The following is a 21,704-nucleotide window of genomic DNA, read 5'->3' on the forward strand; positions in this document are numbered from 1 at the left end:
CCGGGCCTCCCTTTAGTATCCGCTATCACTGATTCGGATTGCAGCGGTCCAACCCCGGGGGGGGGCCCGCGGGGGTGGCCGGCCCCGCTTGCTGTGGAAGTCCGGCCGCTCCGGCCGCACGCCCCCGGACCGCGCCGACCGGTCCGGGGGCGTTTGCGTGGGCGCAGAGACCTACGGTGAGCAGTTCCGCGTCGTGCAGATCGGCGGGACGGCGCGGCGCACCAGAGTCGGGCGGCGGCCCGGCCTCACTTCAGGTGCCGGCCGAAGAACCGGATCCCGTCCTCCAACTCGAACGGCGGGGTCCCGGTGTGCCCGCCCAGGTTGGCGTGCAGCGTCTTCTCCTTGCTGCCGAAGGCGTCGAACAGGTCCAGGGCCCGCTGCCGGGGGTTGCCTTCGTCGTCCCACTGCAGCAGGAACAGCAGCGGGACGGTGACCTGCCGGGCCTCCTCGCGCTGGGCGCGGGGCACGTAACCCCCGGCGAAGAAACCGGCGGCCGCGATGCGCGGCTCGGCCACCGCCAGCCGGACGCCGACGGCGGTCCACCCCGAGTACCCGACCGGGCCGCCGATCTCGGGCAGCGCAAGGAGGGCGTCCAGGGTGGTCCGCCAATCCGGGACCGCCTTTTCGACCAGCGGGCCGACGAAGGACTCGAAGATCTCATCGACCGGCTCGCCGGCCTGCATCGCCCGGCGGAGCTCGGCGCGAGCCTGCTCCTCGGCGGCGGAACGGGGTCGGTCACCGCACCCGGCGGCGTCGATGGCGGCCACCGCGTAGCCGCACGCAGCGGTGATTCGGGCCCGGGCCACCAGCCGGGGTTCCCGCTTGGGCAGGCCGTTGTTGTGCGCCATCAGGATCAGCGGGGCCGGCGCGGCGGATTCAGGCGTCCACAGGGTGCCGGGGATCTCGCCGAGGGTGAATTCGCGCTCGATGACGCCGTCGTCGAGGCGCTGTTCGGAAGTGAAGTGCATGGTCGTGCCTTTCGGGAGTGCTCTTGAACGGCGCTCCCGGACGACCTATCGCCCGACCATGACCCCGGAGGGGAGCACCCATGTCGATACTGCGTTCACGGGTACCACCTCCTCGTTCTCTCGCACGGCCTCCGGAAACGTAGCAGTGGCCGCCGTGGCCCGCAAAGGGTTTCCGACGCGGGCTCCGTGACCGGATGCCGCCGGGCCCACCGGCTTGCCCCGGTCCTCGAACGTCAGGCAACCCGAACTGGCATCCGCCCGGTTGAACGGGTGTGAGAGCACCTCCGCGGGCCCGGACCGCCTCCTCGACGCGGGCAGCCGCGCCAGGCGCGCCGCAACGCCCCCGCACATCACCCGGCCGTCCGGGACCGCGAGCTCCGCCACGGGGCCGCACTCGATCCCCCGTTCTCTCGAGAAAGCCCGTACCCATGCCCCTCCACAGGCCGTACATATCCGCGGCCGCGGCGGTCATCGTCTCCTTGATCGGCATCGCCGCCTACCACCACGTCCCCGAGGGGAACCGCACCCCGGCCCACGATCGGGCCATGGTCGTGCAGGACGCCGCCGCCCCGGCGACCGGCCGGCAGGCGGCCGCTCCCGCCGCACCCCGCACGACGGTCCCGCCGAAGCCGCAGTACCCCGCCCGGCTGCCGGGGCTCGGCCCCAGGACCCTGTCGCACATCCCCGCCCACACCCGCCAGGTCGTCCTGGTCACGGGAGCCGGCAAGAACTCGGCGTCCTCCAAGGTCGTGCTCTACGAGCGCGCCGACGGCGGCTGGCGTCCCGGAGCGGTCTGGGACGCGCACAACGGCTACAGGGGCTGGACCGACGAACACTACGCGGGCGACCTGCACAGCCCCATAGGAGTGTTCGGTCTCACCGACGCCGGCGGCCGGCTGGCCGACCCCGGCACCAAACTGCCCTACCACCGTTCCGGTGCCTTCTCCATCGGCGGCACCGGCTTCGAGGGCGAACCGCTCGCGGGTTCCTTCGACTACGTGATCGCCATCAACTACAACCGGCAACCCGGTACGTCACCGATGAACGGCGCCCAGCCGATGGGCGCGAGCCGCGGCGGCGGCATATGGATCCACGTCGACCACGGCGGTCCCACCCACGCCTGCGTCAGCCTCTCCAAGAGCCATATGCGGCAGTTGCTGCGGGCCCTCGACCCCGCCGACCACCCCGTCGTCGTCATGGGCGACGCGGCCTCTCTCGCCCGATGACCATTCCGCGGCCCACAGGAGCAAGCGTGTCGTCCCTTTCCCACCGCACCATGATCGCCCTTGCCGTCCTCGGGGCGTCGGTGCTCACCGCCTGCGCGGGTCAGCAGGCCGCCACCACGCCCGCCGCGCACGGGACGTCATCGTCCACGGGCTCATCGTCCTCGCCACAGGCCGCCACCGCCTTCCGGCTCACCACGGGCGCCGGCGACGGCGATCGACACGCGGCCATCGGCAGCGGGGGCGATGTCGAAGTCTCCGGCGGGCAGATCACGTCCGTCAGCCTGACGGCCGCGGGAGGACAGCCGGTATCCGGCACCTCGGCCGCCGACCACCGCCGCTGGTCCCCCAACGGCGCGCTGGCCTACGGCACTTCATACCGCCTTGTCGTCCACGCCTCGGACGAAGCGGGCCGGAAGCAGACGCGCACCCTGTCCTTCACCACGCTCGCGAAGGACGAACGCCTCATCGGCACCTTCACCCCCGAGGACGGTTCGACCGTCGGCGTCGGCATGCCCGTCTCGCTGACCTTCAACAAGCCGGTCACCGACAAGATGGCCGTCGAACGCGGCATACGCGTCACCAGCGACAGCGGCCAGGAGGTCGTGGGCCACTGGTTCGGCGACCAGCGTCTGGACCTGCGCCCCCGGGCCTACTGGAAGGCCCACGCCCACGTCACCCTCAAGCTGCGCCTGGACGGCGTGAAGGGCGCCGCGAACGCCTACGGAACCCAGGACAAGACGGTCCGCTTCACCGTCGGCCGCCGCCAGGTCTCCACCGTGGACGTCGCCACCCACACGATGCGCGTCGTCCGCGACGGCGACACCATCCGCACGATCCCCATCACCTCCGGCGCACCCGGCCGCACCACCTACAACGGGCAGATGGTGATCTCCCAGAAGCTCGTCTCCACCCGCATGGACGGCGCCAGCGTCGGATACGCCGGGGAGTACGACATCCCCGACGTCCCCCACGCCATGCGCCTGTCCACCTCGGGCACCTTCATCCACGGCAACTACTGGGCACCGGACTCCACCTTCGGCCACTCCAACGTGAGCCACGGCTGCGTGGGCCTCAACGACGTCCAGGGCGGCGGCGATCCGGGCCAGGAAGCCGCGTGGTTCTACGACAACTCCCTCATCGGCGACGTGGTCGTCGTCAAGCACTCCCACGATCACACCATCGCCCCCGACAACGGCCTCAACGGCTGGAACATGACCTGGCAGCAGTGGCAGGCGGGCTCCGCCCTCGGCTGACGGAAACAGCGCTCAGTGCCGGACGGTGAGGACGATCTTCCCGAACTGGGAGTTCGACTCCATGTGGCGGTGGGCCTCGACGTACTCCGAGAGGTCGAAGGTGCGGTCCACGGCCGGCTGGAACGCACCGTCGGCGATCCCGGCCTCGACGAACGTGATCGCCGCCCGGCGACGCTCAGGGTCGGCAGTGACGGGGAACAGGGTGTAGACGCTCAGCTCGACGCCCGGGACGGTCGGCAGCGCCTGGGAGGGGTCGTTGCGCGGGTCGAGCAGACCGAAGAGGAGCAGGCGGCCGCCCGGTGCCATGCTGCCGATGGTCTCGACGATGCCGGGGCCTCCGACCGGGTCCATCGCGGTGACGACGCCGCGCCCGCCGGTGATCTCGCGGACCCGCTCGGCGAGGTTCTCCTCGCTGGTGACGATCACGTGCGCGGCACCGGCGTCGAGAAGGCGCTGCTTCTTGTCGGCGGAGCGGGTCGTCGCGATCGGGACGGCGCCGATCCGGTTCGCCACCTCGAGAGCCGCCAGGCCGACACCGCCGCTGGCCGCGAGCAGGAGCACGTGGTCCCCCGCGGCCACGGGGCTGCCCTCGACCAGCGCGCCGTAAGCGGTGACGTACGCCATCCAGGTCGCCGCCGCCTCGACGGGGTCGCTGTCGGCGGCGCGACGCACCAGCGCGTGGGCGGGGACGATCGCGCGGTCGGCGTAGGTGCCGTACTCCGTGAGCTCGAAGGCCGGGATGACGGCCACGCTGTCGCCGACGACGACCTCGGTCACGCCCTCACCGACCGCCTCGACGACACCCGCGGCCTCGTACCCCAGCGTGGAGGGGAACCGCGGGAGGTAGAAGTAGCGACCCAGACGGAACATGACGTCGGCCCGGTTGACGCCGATGGCGTCCACCCGGATCAGCGCCTCACCCGCACCGGGCGCCCCCAGCTCGACCTCGCGCAGGCGCAGGACCTCGGGGCCGCCGGTCTCGGTGAAGTGGATCTGTCGGGTCATCTCTGTACGTGCCTTTCGATGAAGAGGAGCGGTGGCTCCTGGAGGCCAGGAAACAGATCTGTTTCCTGGCCGTCGCCACTGTACACCGATCTGTTTCCTCCGCATGCGGTGCGGGGCATCGCCCACCCGCCCCATGGGCCGGCGGGCCACCCCGGCGCCACCCTTCGATCATGTCGACTCACTCGACATGTCGAGTGAGTCGACATAGCCTGAGTGAGTGACCCCGTACACCGAAGCCGAACGCATCACCGCCCTGTCCGCGCTCATCGGCTGGGCCGACCGCAGGGAACGGCTGTCATCCGACCGAGCCGATCTCATGGCCGGCGCCTGGCGTACGGGCACCAGGAGCGTCGCCGAGTTGGCCAGGGCGGCCCGCGTCTCACGCGACACCGTCTACGCCGATCTCACCGCGCGGGGTGTCGAAGTGAGCAAGCGAGACGAGGGCATCGCCGGGCCGCTGACGGGTCAGGGCACGCCGCTCAACTCGGAATCGGTCCGCGCGGTCGCGCACGTGGCGGACGCGGTCACTCTGCCCGCCTGGGCACACGCTCCGGACGACCCGCTCACGCGTGCCGCCCGAGCCGCATCCCACGCCTTGGAGGGCGTCGCCGATGCGATGAACCCGCCGACGGACCAGGGACCGGGCTGGGATCCGAAGGACACCCTCCCCAACCTGGCCGGGCAGGGGCAGGAGTTGTCCCATCAGGCCCACCGTGCGCTGGCCGGGATCGCCACGTCTCAAGAACTCGCGGCCTCAGCCGACTTCCGGCGCCGCGCGATCCTGCACTCCGGCCGGAACGCCGTCACCGACGCCGTGACCCTCACGGTGACCGTGCCGACGGGCGAGACCGTCACGGTGAACCTCGCTGTCGACGAAACGGGCTGGACCACCATGTCCACCGACAGTCCGCTGATGAACGACGGCATGGACGCCCTTGACCACCTGGAGGCCCAAGCCGCCATGGGAGTCCTGGCCCAGGTGGTCACCCGGCACCTCGCCGAACGCGCCATCGCCCCACGACGCAAGGACGCACCGCCCGGCACGCCGCCACCGCGCAGCCGCCATCGCCCCGGCAACAGTGACTGACGTCCGCACAACATGCGGTGATGTCAGCCGGCCGTTCCGGCACGGTCGCTGCTCGCCCTGGATGCACAGCCGAGGCAGGCGAAGCCGACCGGATTCGAACCGGCGTCCTCGCGATTTTGGAGACCGCGCGCGACTGCCTCTGCGCTACGGCTTCGCCCGGCTGGGATCCTAGTCCCGCCACTATCCGGTTGCTGACGAGGCACCGGTCGACTTTGATCACGGCCACGGCAGATGGTGCCTCCGAGGCGACCGTCACCGGCGTGGAGGACTGGCATCTGACCGCTGTCGGTGGCCCCTGCTAGCTTTCGTAGCGGAGAGAGACCGGTCAGAGAACCCTAGAGGTCCGCGGTCAAGGGGGGTGGGCACAAAGGTCCCCGGGAGCCACCTCGGGACTATGTCGCAGGCCGTGGATCCCACCCCCCTCACCACCTCCTGGGAGCCCCGGTTCGGAAGACGCCGTATGCGGATGACGGCTGACCCGGCGACTCAGCGGGCCCGGCTGCCGTTGTCAGATCACCCCTCGAAGCGGCGCAACGTGACGCGGTACGACAGCGAGGATGCCGCTCGGGCTGCCGCCAAGAAGCACGCCCGGTGCGACGCTCACGCGTGCTTCGCCCGGGGGCGAACCGGCTGGCGCGACTTGACCCGCCAAGCTTCGACGCAGTTACGGCCCACGGCTTCGAAAACGAGCTCCTGGACCTCGGCGGACTTCGAGCGCTGTAGGTCGTGACCCGAGAGATCGCCATGGGGAAGGGCGCGGTACCGTCTGGCCGGAGGTGCCCCATGCGCACGGACAACTGGGACAGCGATCCCGAGTACGAGGCTGCCGCCGAGCAGGGTAACGCCATGGCACGGGGCGGATTGGCAGTGAGTGCCGGTGTGGCTTGCCTCCTTGTCGCCATCGTGGCAGTGGGGACTTTGCTGGTATTTGCCTTCGTGATCGGAGGCCTCCTCGTCATACGTGACTAGGGCGGCGCGCTGAGCTGCGAAAAGGCCCTCTCGGTCACGCCGAGCGCATCGACAATGACGAGGCCGCGCCCGTGCTCGGACTGCTGCTCCTCCTCTTCCGAGCTCTTCCGAGGCGTAGTGCGTGAACACCGGAGGGCTCACGTCGGAGTCCCTTACTTCCATCTGGACACGGTCGGCGCGCCTGCGGAGACGCAACTCCACGTCGCTGTTTGCGGGTCTCAGTCGCCCATTGTCCGGATTCCGGGATGTTCGAGATCCCATGTTCCGGGAACCTGCGGATTTCCGCGCATATATGCCGTGCTCAGGTGGGAGGGCCCGCGGCGCCCTGGACGCGGCCGCAGGCAACTTGCAGTTGAGGCGGCCTCAGGCGGCGACGCCGACGAAGTGCCGACGCACTCGCCGGTCGATGCGCCCTCGCCCCGCGCGATGCCCCGCGCGATGCCCCGCGCGATGCCCCGCGCGATGCCCCGCGTGCGGCGGCCAAAGGGCCGAAGTCGGGGCTCCCAACGACAGCCGCGAACTAGGCCATTCAGTCGAAGCCCGAGAAGACCAGTGCAGCCTAGCTTTACTCCCGGCCCGGAAGACGTCCGGGTCATAACAGGAGCGATCACATGAGCACAGTGAAGAACGTCGTTCTCGTGCATGGAGGGTTCGTCGACGGTTCCGGCTGGCAGCCGGTCCATCGGCTCCTTACCCGTGAGGGCTTCAACGTGAGCGTTGTGCAGAACCCGACGCTTTCCCTTGAGGGCGACGCCAAGGCCACCCGACAGATCCTCGACGTCCAGGACGGCCCCGCGGTACTGGTCGGCCACTCCTACGGCGGCGCCGTGATCACCGAGGCCGGCCGTCACGAGAGTGTGGCGGCGCTCGTCTACATCGCGGCCTTCGCGCCGGATGCGGGCGAGTCCGTCAACTCCCTCCTCGCCGACCCGCCGCCCGGGGCGCCGGTGCCCCCGATCCTGCCCCCGCGTGACGGCTACCTCTTTCTGGACCGCGAGAAGTTCGCCGCCTCGTTCGCGGGAGATGTGGCGCCCGAGGACGCCCGGTTCATGGCCGACTCCCAGGTGCCCTGGGGCGTGGACGCGCTCGGCGGCGTGGTCACGGAGGCTGCCTGGCGCAGCAAGCCGAGTTGGTACCTCGTCGCAGGTGACGACAAGATGATCCCGCCGCCCGCGCAGCGGGCCATGGCCGACCGGGCCGGCGCCACCGTGCACGAAGTCCCCGGCAGCCACGCCGTCTACGTCTCCCGGCCGGAGGCCGTGGCAGAGCTGATCAAGCAGGCCGCCGCCGGCCATCAGGCGTAGTCCGGCACGGTCTGACACCGCCCCAGAAGGGCGTTACCCCGAAGCACCCCGAAGCACCCCGCCGCCTGTTCCGAGAGGCACAGCAGCCGCGGGGCATCAATCCTGCCGCACGGCGGCAGGAATCGTGTCACACGTTGTCAATACGCGTGACCGAGCTCGCGCGTATTCGCGAGCTTCGCGTTGCGGCCCGCATGGCATACGCCCACGCCGCTCATCGCTTTTCGCCGCGCGAATTGCGCAGCAACTACCACCACAGAGAAGGAAGTCCTTGGCATGCGTAAAAAGACCTTGCGCCGCGGGATGATCGCCGCCGGCGCCACCGCCACCGCAGCAGCAGCCGTTCTGGCGTCCACCGCTTCCGCTGCCCCGGCACCCCTGCACCACACGGACGGCCCCAAGCCGACGGTCGTGCTCGTCCACGGCGGATTCGCCGACGCGAGCGCGAGCTGGAACGACGTGATCAAGCGGCTCCAGCGCGACGGTTACCCGGTGGTCGCGCCCGCCAACCCGCTTCGCGGCCTGCCGACCGATGCGCCCTACCTGAAGAGCGTACTCAAGTCGATCAAGGGCCCGATCATCCTCGCCGGCCATTCGTACGGCGGCGCGGTCATCACCAACGCCGCGACCGACAACCCCAACATCAAGGCGCTCGTCTACATCGCCGCGTTCGTTCCGGACAAGGGGGAGAAGCTCGGCGAGCTCATCAACAAGTTCCCGGGCAGTGAGATCGAGGCCGGGCTCAGCCCCGTGCCGTACACCAACCCCGACGGCACCACCGGGACCGACCTGTACCTGAAGGCCGACAAGTTCCGCAGCGCGTTCGCGGCCGACCTTCCGGAGCGGGACACCGACATCATGTTCGCGGCTCAGCGGCCGTTCAGCGCGAACTCCTTCACCGACGTGACCACGGAAGCCGCCTGGCGCACGATTCCCTCCTGGGGGCTCGTCGCGTCCGAGGACAAGGCCATTCCCGCGGCTCTGGAGCGCTTCGAGTACCAGCGCGCCAAGGCCCGCGGAACGATGGAAGTCCGTGGTGCGTCCCACTCCGTCATGATCAGCCACCCCGAAGCGGTCGAGAAGCTGATCCAGGACGCCGACCGCGGTACGCGCTGATCTCATCCGGTTCGATCCACTGTGGCAGCCCGCCCGCAAGCGGGCGGGCTGTCCGCCGTGGAGCAGTGAAGGTTGTCCACACCGTTCTCAAGAGCAGCGAATACCTTCAAGGAAAAGAACAGCAATGCCCAACTGGTTGGCGAACCTGCAGCACACGGTCCGGAGCGGGATGGCGACATTCGGTCCGGGCAGCGGCCGACATCGATACCGGGTCGCCGAGGAGGAACCGGCTCCTCATGAGGGCGCCGCGATCGCCGAATTCCCCTGTCCTCACTGGGTCGTTCCCCCGTCACTCCTCGGGCACAGTCCCGATCCTCGCAACCGGATGGAATCGCCGGCGCTCCTGACGCCCCAGGAGGATTTCAGGCCCTGCCCCGACCCCCTCGATCGGGACTTCGAACGGGGCGTGCTCGCCCTCCTCGATCCCATGTATCACGCCGCGCTGTGCTTGACGGGAAGCCCGGCCTCTGCGGAAGACCTGGTACTGGAGACATTCGAGCGGGCATACCTCTCCTTTCGGGGCTTGCTCCCCGGCGCTGACCTCCAGGTCTGGCTCTACCGCATCCTTGCCAGTGCCTACATCGGCTCCCGCCGCGAGGAGTACGGCCTGACGGCCGAAGGCGGTTGGGAGACCGCTGTCGGGCACGAGTGGCGGGCACTCGACGATCTGTCTCAGCCGGTCGTCATGGCCGCTCTGCCGGGCGTGCCGCAGACCACCGTGGGAGTTCCGTGACCCCCTGAAACGCGACCGGCCTCACCGCGCTCGAGGCCGAGGGGCTGGTCAGCGGGTGCCCGGGCCTGCGGGTCCGGCACCCGCCGCGACGTGCCTCAGTGGAGCGATTGATTGGAGTCCAGGGCCTCGAGCGCGTCGCGCAGCGCGGCGCGGCTGGTGACGCCGAGTTTCCGGAAGAGCTGACGCAGGTGGGCCGAGACGGTACGGGGCGAGAGATACAGCCGTTCGGCGATCTGCTTGTTGGTCAGGCCGGTCGCCGCGAGCTCGCCGATCTGCCGCTGCTGCGGGGTCAGCGACACGTCGGTGAGGGGGACTTGCTCGGGGGCTACACCGGCGGCCCGCAGCTCATTGGCCGCCCGTGCCGTCCAGGGCCCGGCGCCGAGACGCTGGAACGTGTCGAGTGCCGCGGTGATGTGCGTGCGGGCCTCGGCCGGGGCTTGGCCCCGGCGCAGCCTCTCACCGTAGGCGAGCCGGATACGCGCGGTGTCGAACGGCCAGCGGTCGGCGTCCGGGGTGGCCAGGGCCGCTTCGAACAGGTCGCGCTCGAGGTAGTCGGGGTGGGCCATGGCCGCCGCCCCTGCCGTGATCAACGACAGGCGTGGCGAGATGGCGGGGAGGTTCGCCTGTCGTGCGGCGACGACATGGGAGGCGGCCTCCTCGCAGCGGCCGCTGCGCATGGCGGCCTCGGTGAGTTCCATCACCAGCCACAGTGCGTGGGGGGTGTGGAGCGCCAGTTCCCCGGCCTGGCTGACGGCCGTGATGTGGTGATAGGCGCTGTCGAAGTCGCCGCGTCCGAGCGAGGTGAGAGCCCGGGCGTGCGAGGCGTAGATCTGGACCGCCCGCACTCCCCGTGGGGCCGCCCACGAGATCATCTTGTCGGTCAGGTCCTTGACCGTGGCGTTGTCGCCGCGCGCGGCGGCCAGCAGGGCGCGTACGAACAGTCCCGGCCAGGCCTGGAGTTGGTAGTGGTGCTCCCTGCTCAGGGCGAGGCCCTCCTCGGCCAGCGGATCGACCTCGTCCCACTTCCCTGTCATGAAGGCGTCGTTGGCCAGCATGAACAAGGCCTCGATGGCCGAGGCGACGGCGCCTCCGGCGCGGCCGTCCCTCACCACCCGCCACAGGGCGCCGCGGCAACCCGGCAGCCGGTCGACGTAGACCGCCGCTCTGCCGATCCGCACGATGCGGGCGGGATCGGCCTCCGGGTACAGACCGTCGATCAGCGTGTCGAGGTCGCCCAGGACCGGATCGGCCCTCCGGGCCGGGTCACCGAAGGCGCCGGCCAGCGCGCCGAGGACACTGGGGGGCTCTGGCACCAGGCGGCCGACCGCCGCGTCGAACGGGGCCCACAGGTCGCTGCGCCCGCCGTAGAAGCACACCAGGAGCAGGGTGTAGAGCGCCTCGACGAGGGTGTTGTCGTCCGCGCGGTGCGGGTGCGGATACATCTCGATGGCCGCGACCAGGAGACGGTGGGCGGTGTCGACGTCCCCGTCGCCGTTCAGCAGATGACTGGCGGCCGCGACAGCGGCGGTCAGCGACTCCGTCCGCTCCGGGCTGGCGCGCAGAGCGTTGTCCAGCAGGCGCGGTACGTTGCTCAGATCCCCGGTCACGTGTGCGCTGATGTAGGCGGCCTCGGCGAACCGGCGGGACTTGGCGGTCCCGTCGGTGCTGAGTTCCGCGCCGCGGACGAGCGCTGTGATGGCACCGAGCGCGTCGCCACGACGCAGTACGGCGTAGGCGGTGTCGTCCAGCAGGCCGGCGACATGGTCGTCGGGCCCGACGAGCGCGTCGGCGAGATGCCACACCCGGCGCTCCGGCTGGTCGAGGAACTGATCGGCCAGCACCTTGTGGCACCGCCGGCGTTCGTCGCTGGTCGACAGCTCCACGACGGCCGAGCGGGCCAGCGGGTGGCGGAAGACCAGGCGGGAGGTCTCGTGGTCCACCTCGACCAGTCCCACACGTTCGGCCGGAGCCAGATCGTCCAGGAGAGCGACGCCTTCGGCGGCCTTGCCGAGGGTGAGGAGGTCCCCGGCGGGGTCCAGGGCGGCGAGCAGGAGCAAATGGCGGGTCGCGGCCGGCAGGGCTTCGATGCGTGACGTGAACAGTGCCTGAAGGCGCCGGCTCAGCGGCAGCACGGCGGGCAGCGGCCTCTTCGAGTTCGCCTTCATGCGGCTGAGCGCGATGGGCAACTCCAGTAGGGCCAGGGGGTTTCCCTGGGCGTCGGCCATCAGACGCCGGCGGACGCGCGGCGACAGGGCGGGGAAGCGGCTGCTGAGCAGTTCGGCCGCGGCGGTGTCGTCGAGGGGGTACACCTCGTGTTCCGGCAGGCCGCTGCCGGCGAAGAAGGTGTCCTCCTCCGATCGTGCCGCGGCAAGCAGGCGCACCCGGGAACCGGCCAACCGGCGGGCGATGAAGGCCAGCGTGGTGGCGCTGGCACGGTCCAGCCAATGGAGATCGTCGATGACGATCCACAGGGGGCTCTCGGCGGCCGCCTGAACGACGAGGTCCATCGCCGCCTGCGAGACGACCAGTTGATCCGACGGTGGCCCGACAGCCCGGCCGAGAGCGATGTCCAGCGCCCGGGACCGCGCCGGGCCCAGACGGTGGATCTCACCGAGGAGGGGATGGAGGACCTGGTTCAGCCCCGCGAAGCCCATGTGGCTCTCGAACTGATTCCCCGCGGCCCGCAGCACCCGGCTTCCGTCGGATTCCGCTCGGTCCGCGGTCGCGTCCAGCAGGCTCGACTTGCCGACACCGGCCTCGCCCACCAGAAGAAGCACGCCGGCCTGCCCGGCGTTGCCCCACACGATCGAGTCGATGACCGCGAGGTCGTCGTCACGTCCGAAGAGTCGCTTCGCGGGGCGTTGCCGAAGTATGTCGCCGGCGTCCATAGCAGCCTCCGAATAGTGCTACCGACTCCAGCCTAGCCGCGCGCCCTCTCGTGTCGCGCTGCCGATGCGGGAGGGGCCCTGCGGCAGCACCAGCGTCCCTCTGGCAACGCGTCCACCGCTGCCTGCGCCGTCGCACAGCCCACCGCTGTTTTCACGGGCGCGCCCGTCGACACCCGGTACGGGACCGTGCAGGTATCCGCCACCCTCACCGACGGAAAGATCACCGCCGTCCGGGTCCTTCAGGCACCCGATGAGAGCGGCAGAGACCAGCAGATCGCCCCACGCACGTGCGGTCCCGGCGCAAAGTGAAGGTCCGGGGAACGCTCGGCGCGTCCCCCGGACCTATGCCCTCTTACCGGCTTGTCACTTGATGTACGTGATGCCGTCCGTCGTGATGGTCGGCCGACCCGTAGTGCCGACCACGACGATCTTCAGCGTGTGCTTGGCGCTGGTGGTCCAGGACGTGGACCAGATGGTCTGCCGGTACAGCGTGGTGCTGGACTTGAGGTCCACGGTGGCCTTCCTGACTCCGTCCACGTAGACGTACGCCTGCCCGGACGTCGATGCCCGGGACACCACCCAGCCGACCGAGCGTCCGGTGAACGTCCAGGTCAGGCCGGCGTTCTTGGACGATGAGGTGAGCGACTTCCCGCCCAGGTAGCTCGTGGAGCTCTTCGCCGTCCACGTCCCGGACCTCGTCGCCGAGGTCTCCTGGAGGATCGCCGTCGTGCGGCTCACCGAGGCGGTGCCGTAGTTGCCGGCCATGTCGGTCGCCTTGAGGCCGTACGCGACCGCGGTGGACGGCTTACCAGTGGTGCTCCAACTGGTGGTCGTGAGACCGAAGGTGGCCGCGGTCGGCGCGGTCGCCGCGACGCTCTTGAGGGCGCCGTTGTCGGCGGCCTTCCAGGTTACGGAGACCGGCACGACGGTGCTGGACACCGTGGCGTTGCGGATCTTCACCTCGGGCGCGATGGTGAACGTCGGCTTCGTCGTGTCACCGACGATCGTGTACGAGGACCCCGAGACCGACGTCTTGCCGCTGATGTGCACGGCCTGCACCGTCACCGTGTGCTTGCCCGCCGGCACCGTGATCGCCGCCGAGGTGGCGGTACGGCCTGCCGTGGCCGCGACCGTGCCGTCCACCAGCACCTCGAAGCGCTTGATGACGGCGGACGGCGTCGTGGTCTTCCAGGACACGGTGGCCGCGCCCTTTGTGTAGTACGAGGAACCGGACAGCGCGGCGCCGCCCGATACCCCGGTCAGGGTCGGTGCGGCGACGGGGCCGGCGGCGTACGAGCGGATCGTGCCCAGCTTGTCGTAGAGGTCCTGGCCGGGGCAGGCGGTGGCGAAGCCGTCGCGGTGCCCGGAGATCGGGTTGAAGTGGTACGTCGTGCCCTTGGTGAAGCCGTAGCTGTCGCTTGCGCCCTCCACCAGTGACTGCGTCTTGCTGCCGGGGTTGGGGTTGATGCCGTACTGGCCGAGCTTCCAGGCGGACAGCGCGGCGACCGAACCCAGCATCTGCGAGGTGATCGGCGTGGCTGGGACACCGTCGATGACCTGGTACGTGCCGAGGGCGGCGATGCCCCAGCCGCGGGTGTTGAAGCCGTAGGTGTGCGCGCCGATGACGGGCAGGTCGATGCCGCCGTAGCGCCCCTCGAAGATCTTGCCGCACTTGTCGACAAGAGCGTTGTAGCCGATGTCGCGCCAGCCCAGGCTCTGCACGTGGTACGCGTAGATCCACCGCACCATCGCGGCCGAGTCCGAGCAGTCGTAGGACGCCTGGGTGTCGGTGTGGTGGACGAAGACGACGCTCACCTTGTCCGCGTAGTCGGGGTCGCCGGACTCGCGGATCGTCTCGTCGGCGCCCCAGCCGGCCCGGGTCACGATGGACGGCTTCGCCACGCTGGACGCCGGAGCGGTCGGCCGCGTGGACGTCGGGCTCGCCGACGCGCTCTTCGTGGCGCTCGCGGAGGTGGCGGGTGCGCTGCTGCTCGCCGGAGGGCTCGACTGCGGGGCCGAGACCGACGGCGACGTGGAGCCGCTCGCGGACGGGGAGACGGTGTCCGAGGGGGAGTCGGTCACCGCAGGGTCGGTGCTGGTCGGGGACGCGGAGTCGGTGACGTCCGCGTCGACGGCGTAGGCCGCGGGAGCCATCGCCATGTCGCCGGTGGCCTGATCCGCGTCGCCGACCAAATCGACCCGCAGGCCCTTCGGGAGACCGGCTTCGCCGTTCTTCCCGACCATCTTGACCTGGACGCCGTTGGACAGGCCCACGTAGACCGGAGCCGAGCCGCCCCGGACGGCGCCCTCACTGCCCGGGTCCGGGAGCTCGTCGTTGAAAGGGTCGACCGAGTGCCAGTCCGACCACTTACCGCTCTCCACCGACCGGGTCCGCACCTGCACGGTGCCCTTGAGCTGCGTGTCCGGGTCGGTCCACGTCACGCCCAGCATGCCGAAGTCATCCGTACGGCGCTGCGGAAGATCGCGCTTCCCGCCCGTGCCCTCCAGCTTCATCGTGTGCACGGCGCTCGGCACAGGCTTCTTGCCCGCCGTCACCGGCTTCGGCTTCGGCTTCTCCTGCACGGCCACGGCCGTAGCCGCCCCGGCACCGCCGAGGAGGACCGCACCGACCGCGATCCATGCCCGGCCGCGCAGGCGTATCCGCCTGTGTCTCATATCGCCCCGCCCCTGATACGCGTGCATTGAGCATCGAATTGACGCGCATCGTTGTACCAGACGCACCGCCCGCCTCTCACGCCCCTGGATCAACCACATCAAGTCGGGCAAATAGCCGTGAGGTAGCGGGTGTTGGACGCTCCTGGGTGGATCGGACAGAAAGCCAGGGCGGGGAGACCTTGCCACGAAGCATTACGTCGCTGAGCCGAACCTGGAGCATCTCTCTCAGCCTGACAGGACATGGCAGCCTCGGCGGCACCACGCCCTCCGGCCCTGGCGTCTGCGATCGGTCACTTCGGCCCGCCGGGCGGCGACGCCTTCGGGCCGGCGGGGTGCGACGGCTGGGCGGCACGGGTGGTGGTCGCGCCACCGTCGTGGCCCGCAACAGTGCCGGTCAGCCGGGCACAGTAGGCGGCGACTTCGCCCTTGCCGCCGGCGACCCGCTCAAGCCGCGCCTTGGAGGAGGACTCCAGGGACTTGCCGTGCGCTGCCGCCTTGACGTACGACTCGCACAGTCCCTTCAGTGCCGCTGCCGGAGGTGTGACGGGGGCGCCCCCCGGGTGCGTGGGTGCCGGCGATGTCCGCCGGGATGTGCGGGGCGAAGCCGTGGCCGGGGCGCTGCCAGAGGTCGCGTGGGGGTGCGCGGTGGCAGTACCGACACCGGACGCGGTGGCGGAAGGTACCCGCGTTGGAGTGCCGGGGCCTGAGGGGAGGGGGCCTGGCAGCAGTGTGCCGGTCTGCGCGGCGATGGCCACCCCGCCGAGCACGAAGACTGCGGCGGCGCCGCCGATGACCGCCTTGAGACGTCGTTGCCTGCGGGTCTTCTGCCCGCCCTGGCGGCCGCGCCAGGGGCGCCAGGAGGCCGTACGTGCCGCGCCCTCCTGGTAGGCGTCCCGGGCCTCACGGAAAGCCGCCAGCGCCGCCCGCTCGTGTTCCGGGTTGCCCGGTACCGGTTCGGCCGCCGCCGTGAGGACGCGCGCCAGATCGGCCACCCGGTCGTCGGATTGCGCGACGTCGTCCCCGTCGAGCAGTCGCTCGACGAGGGCCGCGTCCATCCATTCCTCGTGCTCTCGGCTGTCGTTCATCCGTCATTTCTCCCTGGCGCCGCTCAGGCGGTCCGACAGGCGTTTGAGGCCTCGGTGGGCGGCGATCCGTACCGCACCCGGCCGCTTGCCCAGTACCTTCGCTGCGGTGGGCGCGTTGAGCCCGAGAACCACCCGCAGCAGCACGGCCTCGGCCTGGTCCTGCGGCAGCGCGGCGATGAGGGCCAGGGCACGTTCGGTGGAGAGGTTCTCCAGCGCGGCACGCTCCGAATCCTGGCCCGCCACCGGCTCGGCGGTGCTCTCGTCCAGCGCCGTGGTTCGCGGCCTGGCCTTGATCCTGCGCAGGTGGTCCAGCGCGCGGTGCCGGGCGATGGTGGCCGCCCAGCCCCGGAACGCCACTCCGTCGCCGCGGAAGCCGCGCAGATCGCGGATGATGTCGTGCCATGTCTCGGAGGCGACGTCATCGGCTTCGTCGCCGACCAGGCCGCGCAGATAGCCCAGGAGCAGCGGATGGACTTCCCGGTAGAGGACACCGAACGCCGACTCGTCCCCGCTGCGGGCCCGTTGGACGGCCTCGCCCAGTTCCCCGTCGTCCATCCGCTTGCGCCGACGGACCTCCGCCTTGCCCACTACGTCCTCTTCGTGCTCGCCGACACCGTGCCAAGTCTCAGTCTCACCGTAGGACCCGGCCGTCCGGCCTCAGCCCTGCGGTCCGTCCAGCGTCACATCCGGGCCTGGCCCACCACGGAGAGATAGAAGAGGCGCAAACTGTCCGCCGCTCCGTTCTCGTACCTCTTGAGAGCCTTTCCGAGCGGGTTCCAGACGCGCCCGTCGAGCGTACGGATACCGAACGACTGCCCGAATGTACCGCGCTGCTCCGCGTCGAACTCCACCCAGGCCGCCCCCGACCCGCGCACCAGCACCTCGCCGGTGTAAGCGCCGAAGCCGAGGAGTGTGCGGCTGACCGCCTCGGCGGGGGGTCCCTCGCGCCGGATGCCGTCGATGACGCGATCGACAAGGGCCAGACTTGCCGGCGAGTAGTCGAGCCGGATTCTGGCCCCCTCCCGCACCACGGTCACGATGTCCGCAGCGAGACGAGGGCCGGGTATCGCCGGTGGCTTTCTCACGCCGTGCTCCATCGCGCTTCTCCGCTCATCGCAACCGTCCGCGCGGACGGCGCGGCTCATACGGAAGGCGCAGCGCTTCGCAAATGTGTTACACCGAGCGCGGTCCAGATGAAAGCCGGCTTTCATATCGGGGCATATCCGATATATCCTTCGCGTCGCCAACTGGCCAACATGGCTTGTATGGTGCGCGGCTGTGCACACCACCTCCGGTACCGACACGACGGCCGACAATCCCCAGGGACGTGTCGTACGCCGGCATGCCACCGCCCGGCCCGTATTCGTCGACGCCTCGGGACGGCGGCAGCGGTGGGTGCGACGCTCCGGCTGGTTCCTTGTCGTCCCGGCTGTCGGATACATCGCGCTGCTGCTGAGCGCGGCCCTCGGCGGGCCGACAGTGTCCTCCCCCTACCTCCCCCTGCCCGAGGCCGGCGACCGATCCCCCGCCGTGTCCGGTCCCGGCGCCGGCAGTTCCGCCTCGGGCAAGCCCACACCTACGAACACGGCTCACCCGATGCCGTCCTCCGGCACGGGAACCCGCCCGGCCGGTACCGGCTCGCGCGGCGGACCCGCCGTCACCCCCGCAACCGGCGCAATCAGCGCAACCGGCACGGCCGGAACGCCGGCCCCGGCCCCCTCTCCGAGCGGGTCCGCCACCAGTTCCAGTCCCGCCCCCACGGTGACCCACGGCAAGAGCACGGCGACGCATCCCGGGCCCAAGCACACCGGCCGAGGCCACGGATGACTCCGGCAGCCGGACCCCGCCGCGAAGGAAGCACCCCCCGATGACGCACGCCCCCGACAGCACCCGATCGCGAAGACGCCGAGGCCGCCGAGGCGATGTGCGCAACGTACCTGTGCGTACCCACTGGCTGCTGCTGACCACCCTGGTCCTCACGCTCTGCTCGGCGCTGCTCATCCAGGGCTACACCCAGCACATGTTCGGGATCAGTGACGACGCGGCCGTCGCGGGCGGCGGCCCCGCCGACCGGGTTCCCACCGCTGTCGCCGGGGGCGGCCCGGTGATCGACAGCGCTGCCGTGCCGGCACGTACCGCCCGTCCCCGGCCGCACACCATCGCGCTCACCTTCGACGACGGGCCCGATCCGACGTGGACGCCGAGGATCCTGGACGTGCTGCGACGCCACCACGTCCACGCCACGTTCTTCGTCGTCGGCACCCAGGTCGCCGCCCATCCCGAACTGGTGCGGCGGATCCTCGCCGAGGGTCACCAGATCGGCATCCACACCTTCACTCACGCCGACCTCGGGAAGATCCCCGACTGGCAGCGCGGCCTTGAACTGCGCGAGGCCCAGCTGGCCCTTGCCGGAGCCACCGGGCGGACCAGCTCGCTGCTGCGCCCGCCCTACTCCTCCGGCAACGACGCCCTGGACAACCAGGACTGGGACGCGATCCGCGCGGCCGGGCAGGCCGGCTACCTGACCGTCCTGAGCACCCAGGACAGCGAGGACTGGCAGCGCCCCGGCACCGACCGCATCGTGGCGAACGCCACTCCGCGCGGCAACGCCGGCCAGATCCTGCTCATGCACGACGCGGGCGGTGACCGCTCGCAGACCGTGGCCGCCCTCGACCGGCTGCTGCCGCGGCTGAGCGCCCGGGGATTCACCGTCACGACGGTCGGCGAGGCCGTGGGCGTCCCACAGGCCGTGAAATCCGCCGCCCCCCAGGACCACTGGCTGGGTCTCGGCCTCATCGCGACCCTGGACGGCACCGCGTGGGCCCTGCGGATCCTCGGCTGGCTGCTCTATGCGGCCGGCGCGCTCGCCGTCCTGCGGGCCGCCGCCGTAGTGGTGGCCGCCCGACGGCACGTCCGGAAGCGCCGCATCGCATGGGGGCCGTCGGTCACCGAACCGGTCAGCGTCATCGTCCCGGCGTACAACGAAAGCGCCGGTATCGAGGCCGCCGTTCACTCGCTGCTCGCCTCCGACCACCCGGTCGAGATCATCGTGGTCGACGACGGCTCCACCGACGGCACCGCCGACCTCGTCGAATCCCTCGGCCTCCCGTCCGTCCGCGTCATCCGGCAGCCCAACGCGGGCAAACCCGCTGCGCTCAACACCGGGATCGCGGCGGCCTCCCACGATCTGCTCGTGATGGTCGACGGCGACACCGTGTTCGAACCCGACGCCGTCCGCGCGCTCGTTCAGCCGTTCGCCGACCACCGCGTCGGAGCGGTCTCCGGCAACGCCAAGGTCATCAACCGCGGCGGCCTCCTGGGCCGCTGGCAGCACATCGAGTACGTCGTCGGGTTCAACCTCGACCGCCGCCTGTTCGACCTGGCCCAATGCATGCCCACGGTCCCCGGGGCCGTGGGCGCGTTCCGCCGCGGCGCCCTGCTGCGCGTCGGCGGCGTCGGCGACGCCACCCTCGCCGAGGACACCGACCTGACCATGGCGCTGTGCCGGGACGGCTGGCGGGTGGTCTACCAGGAGGACGCGGTCGCCTGGACCGAGGCGCCGGCCTCGCTCGGCGCGCTGTGGCGACAGCGCTACCGCTGGTGCTACGGCACCCTGCAGGCGATGTGGAAGCACCGCGGCGCCCTGCTGCAGAGCGGCGCGGCAGGCAAGCTGGGCCGACGGGGAGTGATCTACCTGCTGCTCTTCCAGGTCCTGCTGCCGCTGTTGGCCCCGGTCGTCGACATCTTCGCCGTCTACGGCCTGGTCTTCCTCGACCCGGTCCGGATCCTGGCGCTCTGGCTTGGCTTCCTCGCGCTCCAGGGCGCCATGGGCGTCTACGCCTTCCGGCTCGACGGCGAACATGCCGGACCCCTGTGGAGCCTGCCACTACAGCAATTCGTGTACCGGCAGTTGATGTATCTCGTGGTCATCCAGTCGGTGGTGACCGCGGTCGCCGGATCGAGGCTGCGCTGGCAGCGCATGGAGCGATACGGCAGCCTCTCCGTGCCGGGGGCCGGAACGCGACCCCAGCCTGCGCCCGCGCAGGTGCCGAATCCCCCGGCCCCCCACGCAACGGGCCTGGCCGACACATGGTTGCGGGAAGCGCACGCCGCCACACGCCAGGCAGACGTCCACCACCTCCGCAGCGGGGAGACCTCGGACCTGCTCGAGGAACCTGCCGGCACGCCGTGGACCGGCCAACCGGACCGGTAGCGGCAACGAGCGGCACCGGGCTTGAAGCCCGGTGCCGCTCCGTGTTGCAACCCGAGGGGAGTCGTCGAGCACGCAGCAGACTCCCAGAACCGGGTATCGGGGTGTCCAGCCTGAAACGCAGAAGATCCCATCCAGACAGCTGATCTGGATGGGATCTTCATGTGTTGTGGACCTGAGGGGATTCGAACCCCTGACCCCCTCGATGCGAACGAGGTGCGCTACCGGACTGCGCCACAGGCCCTTGCAACGAGGAAAACTCTAGCATCCCGGCGGGGGTGCTCCGCTCACCCCGGGCGGGTCACTCGTTGGCGGCGCGGGGGCGGTCGTGGTCGGTGTGCTGGTCGAAGAGGGGGGTGCGGGAGCGGTCGCGGGTACGGCGGGGGGCGACGGGGGCGGTGGAGAAGGTGGGCCGGGGGGCCGGGACTTCCCAGGTGTCCTCGGTGGGGGTGCGCTGCTGGTCGACCCACTCGGCGTGGTCGGTCTGCTCCACGAGGGCGCGGCGGTCGGCGGTGGCCGGCTCCTCGGGCAGGGGGAGCGGCGTGGGCTCGGTCAGCTCGGGGGCCTCGGGAGCGTACTCGCGGGCCGTACGGGCGTCACGGAGGCGCTTGGCGGCCTCGGCGGCACGGCGCTGGTCGATCTTGACCTCGAAGCGGCGGCGCTCCTGCGCCCGCAGGTGGGCGATGTAGATCGTGAGCAGCACCGCGGGGATGCCCGGGGCCCACAGGAAGGCGACGCCGCCGACGGCGGCCACGATCATGCCGAAGGTGAAGGTGAGGAAGAGCAGCGTGGTGGTGCGCCGGCGGGCGGCGAGCACCTTGGCCCGGGGATTGGGCTTCTTCCTCTGGACCTGCGCCCCGGGCTGCGCCTGCGGCTGCGGCTTGGCCTGCAGCGGCTTGGGCTCGGCCGGCACCTCGGGCGCGGGCACGGCGAGGTCCCGGACGTCGACCGTGGGGTCCCCCTCGGCCTCCTCGTCCGGGTCCGCCGCTTTGGCGTACCTGCGCTCCAGGGCCGCGCGTCCGGACAGCAGCCGGATGGCGGTGCTGAAGCGTTCCGTCGGGCGCGCTTCGTTGAGCTCGTCCTGCCTACGGAGCCACATCGGCACCAAGTAGGCAGCCCAGGCCCCGACGATGACTGCGTAGATGAGGCCGCTGCTGCTCACGCATCACACGGTAGGGGGGTTCACG

16 protein-coding genes and 2 tRNA genes are annotated in these 21,704 nt (G+C 70.6%); 8 read left to right on the forward strand and 10 right to left on the reverse strand.

Going from position 1 to position 21,704, the window contains the following annotated elements; translation table 11 throughout:
• Positions 1–245: 245 nt before the first annotated feature.
• Positions 246–968, reverse strand: coding sequence for a dienelactone hydrolase family protein (locus ACFWVC_RS11050; protein WP_384282089.1), 723 nt, complete (start codon positions 966–968; stop codon positions 246–248).
• 428 nt (positions 969–1,396) lie between these two features.
• Here ACFWVC_RS11050 and ACFWVC_RS11055 point away from each other — a divergent pair, with 428 nt between their 5' ends.
• Positions 1,397–2,194 (forward strand): L,D-transpeptidase family protein, encoded by a 798-nt coding sequence (locus ACFWVC_RS11055; protein WP_384282094.1) that lies wholly within the window; start codon positions 1,397–1,399, stop codon positions 2,192–2,194.
• Positions 2,191–3,447, forward strand: a complete 1,257-nt coding sequence (locus ACFWVC_RS11060; RefSeq protein ID WP_384282099.1) for an Ig-like domain-containing protein — start codon at positions 2,191–2,193, stop codon at positions 3,445–3,447. Before ACFWVC_RS11055 ends, ACFWVC_RS11060 begins: the two co-directional genes overlap by 4 nt.
• 12 nt (positions 3,448–3,459) lie before the next feature.
• Here ACFWVC_RS11060 and ACFWVC_RS11065 read toward each other — a convergent pair whose 3' ends face one another.
• A complete protein-coding gene (locus ACFWVC_RS11065; RefSeq protein ID WP_384282104.1) occupies positions 3,460–4,452 on the reverse strand; it encodes a zinc-dependent alcohol dehydrogenase family protein in 993 nt (330 codons plus the stop codon).
• Positions 4,453–4,669: 217 nt separating this feature from the next.
• On the opposite strand from ACFWVC_RS11065, the gene ACFWVC_RS11070 reads away from it, so the two are divergent.
• Positions 4,670–5,539, forward strand: a complete 870-nt coding sequence (locus ACFWVC_RS11070) for a hypothetical protein (protein WP_384282109.1) — start codon at positions 4,670–4,672, stop codon at positions 5,537–5,539.
• 79 nt (positions 5,540–5,618) lie between these two features.
• On the opposite strand, the gene ACFWVC_RS11075 is transcribed toward ACFWVC_RS11070, so the two are convergent.
• Positions 5,619–5,693 (reverse strand) — tRNA-Trp (locus tag ACFWVC_RS11075).
• A 629-nt stretch (positions 5,694–6,322) separates the two neighbouring features.
• Between ACFWVC_RS11075 and ACFWVC_RS11080 the strand changes: the two genes are divergently transcribed.
• From ACFWVC_RS11080 to ACFWVC_RS11095, 4 genes are all read left to right on the forward strand, one after another.
• On the forward strand, positions 6,323–6,508 hold the full coding sequence (locus ACFWVC_RS11080) for a hypothetical protein (RefSeq protein ID WP_384282114.1): 186 nt from the start codon (positions 6,323–6,325) through the stop codon (positions 6,506–6,508).
• A gap of 611 nt (positions 6,509–7,119) precedes the next feature.
• Positions 7,120–7,812: an alpha/beta fold hydrolase gene (locus ACFWVC_RS11085; RefSeq protein ID WP_384282119.1), complete on the forward strand. Its 693-nt coding sequence runs from the start codon at positions 7,120–7,122 to the stop codon at positions 7,810–7,812.
• A 273-nt stretch (positions 7,813–8,085) separates the two neighbouring features.
• On the forward strand, positions 8,086–8,925 hold the full coding sequence (locus ACFWVC_RS11090; protein WP_384282123.1) for an alpha/beta hydrolase: 840 nt from the start codon (positions 8,086–8,088) through the stop codon (positions 8,923–8,925).
• Positions 8,926–9,049: 124 nt separating this feature from the next.
• A complete protein-coding gene (locus ACFWVC_RS11095) occupies positions 9,050–9,658 on the forward strand; it encodes an RNA polymerase sigma factor (protein WP_384282128.1) in 609 nt (202 codons plus the stop codon).
• A 95-nt stretch (positions 9,659–9,753) separates the two neighbouring features.
• On the opposite strand, the gene ACFWVC_RS11100 is transcribed toward ACFWVC_RS11095, so the two are convergent.
• The 5 genes from ACFWVC_RS11100 to ACFWVC_RS11120 all read right to left on the reverse strand — a co-directional run bounded on the left by ACFWVC_RS11100 (position 9,754) and on the right by ACFWVC_RS11120 (position 17,392).
• On the reverse strand, positions 9,754–12,546 hold the full coding sequence (locus ACFWVC_RS11100; protein ID WP_384282132.1) for an AAA family ATPase: 2,793 nt from the start codon (positions 12,544–12,546) through the stop codon (positions 9,754–9,756).
• A 363-nt stretch (positions 12,547–12,909) separates the two neighbouring features.
• On the reverse strand, positions 12,910–15,222 hold the full coding sequence (locus tag ACFWVC_RS11105; protein WP_384282137.1) for a peptidoglycan recognition protein: 2,313 nt from the start codon (positions 15,220–15,222) through the stop codon (positions 12,910–12,912).
• A gap of 290 nt (positions 15,223–15,512) precedes the next feature.
• On the reverse strand, positions 15,513–16,307 hold the full coding sequence (locus ACFWVC_RS11110) for a hypothetical protein (RefSeq protein WP_384282141.1): 795 nt from the start codon (positions 16,305–16,307) through the stop codon (positions 15,513–15,515).
• A gap of 3 nt (positions 16,308–16,310) precedes the next feature.
• Positions 16,311–16,862, reverse strand: a complete 552-nt coding sequence (locus ACFWVC_RS11115; protein ID WP_384282520.1) for an RNA polymerase sigma factor — start codon at positions 16,860–16,862, stop codon at positions 16,311–16,313.
• A 125-nt stretch (positions 16,863–16,987) separates the two neighbouring features.
• Entirely contained in the window at positions 16,988–17,392 is a 405-nt protein-coding gene (locus tag ACFWVC_RS11120) for a hypothetical protein (RefSeq protein WP_384282145.1), read from the reverse strand.
• An 839-nt stretch (positions 17,393–18,231) separates the two neighbouring features.
• On the opposite strand from ACFWVC_RS11120, the gene ACFWVC_RS11125 reads away from it, so the two are divergent.
• On the forward strand, positions 18,232–20,520 hold the full coding sequence (locus ACFWVC_RS11125; protein WP_384282150.1) for a bifunctional polysaccharide deacetylase/glycosyltransferase family 2 protein: 2,289 nt from the start codon (positions 18,232–18,234) through the stop codon (positions 20,518–20,520).
• Between the two features lie 167 nt (positions 20,521–20,687).
• On the opposite strand, the gene ACFWVC_RS11130 is transcribed toward ACFWVC_RS11125, so the two are convergent.
• Both ACFWVC_RS11130 and ACFWVC_RS11135 read right to left on the reverse strand, forming a co-directional pair.
• A tRNA-Ala gene (locus ACFWVC_RS11130) sits at positions 20,688–20,761 on the reverse strand.
• A 57-nt stretch (positions 20,762–20,818) separates the two neighbouring features.
• Positions 20,819–21,679: a hypothetical protein gene (locus ACFWVC_RS11135; protein WP_384282155.1), complete on the reverse strand. Its 861-nt coding sequence runs from the start codon at positions 21,677–21,679 to the stop codon at positions 20,819–20,821.
• Between the last annotated feature and the right edge of the window lie 25 nt (positions 21,680–21,704).

This window comes from Streptomyces sp. NPDC058691 (assembly GCF_042714775.1).
GTDB lineage: Bacteria > Actinomycetota > Actinomycetes > Streptomycetales > Streptomycetaceae > Actinacidiphila.

Excerpts from the sequence above, each read along its gene's own strand:
- ACFWVC_RS11050 (WP_384282089.1), bottom strand. The coding sequence starts at position 968 with ATGCACTTCACTTCCGAACAGCGCCTCGACGACGGCGTCATCGAGCGC.
- ACFWVC_RS11055 (WP_384282094.1), top strand. The coding sequence starts at position 1,397 with ATGCCCCTCCACAGGCCGTACATATCCGCGGCCGCGGCGGTCATCGTC.
- ACFWVC_RS11060 (WP_384282099.1), top strand. The coding sequence starts at position 2,191 with ATGACCATTCCGCGGCCCACAGGAGCAAGCGTGTCGTCCCTTTCCCAC.
- ACFWVC_RS11065 (WP_384282104.1), bottom strand. The coding sequence starts at position 4,452 with ATGACCCGACAGATCCACTTCACCGAGACCGGCGGCCCCGAGGTCCTG.
- ACFWVC_RS11080 (WP_384282114.1), top strand. The coding sequence starts at position 6,323 with ATGCGCACGGACAACTGGGACAGCGATCCCGAGTACGAGGCTGCCGCC.
- ACFWVC_RS11085 (WP_384282119.1), top strand. The coding sequence starts at position 7,120 with ATGAGCACAGTGAAGAACGTCGTTCTCGTGCATGGAGGGTTCGTCGAC.
- ACFWVC_RS11090 (WP_384282123.1), top strand. The coding sequence starts at position 8,086 with ATGCGTAAAAAGACCTTGCGCCGCGGGATGATCGCCGCCGGCGCCACC.
- ACFWVC_RS11095 (WP_384282128.1), top strand. The coding sequence starts at position 9,050 with ATGCCCAACTGGTTGGCGAACCTGCAGCACACGGTCCGGAGCGGGATG.
- ACFWVC_RS11100 (WP_384282132.1), bottom strand. The coding sequence starts at position 12,546 with ATGGACGCCGGCGACATACTTCGGCAACGCCCCGCGAAGCGACTCTTC.
- ACFWVC_RS11105 (WP_384282137.1), bottom strand. The coding sequence starts at position 15,222 with ATGAGACACAGGCGGATACGCCTGCGCGGCCGGGCATGGATCGCGGTC.
- ACFWVC_RS11110 (WP_384282141.1), bottom strand. The coding sequence starts at position 16,307 with ATGAACGACAGCCGAGAGCACGAGGAATGGATGGACGCGGCCCTCGTC.
- ACFWVC_RS11115 (WP_384282520.1), bottom strand. The coding sequence starts at position 16,862 with ATGGACGACGGGGAACTGGGCGAGGCCGTCCAACGGGCCCGCAGCGGG.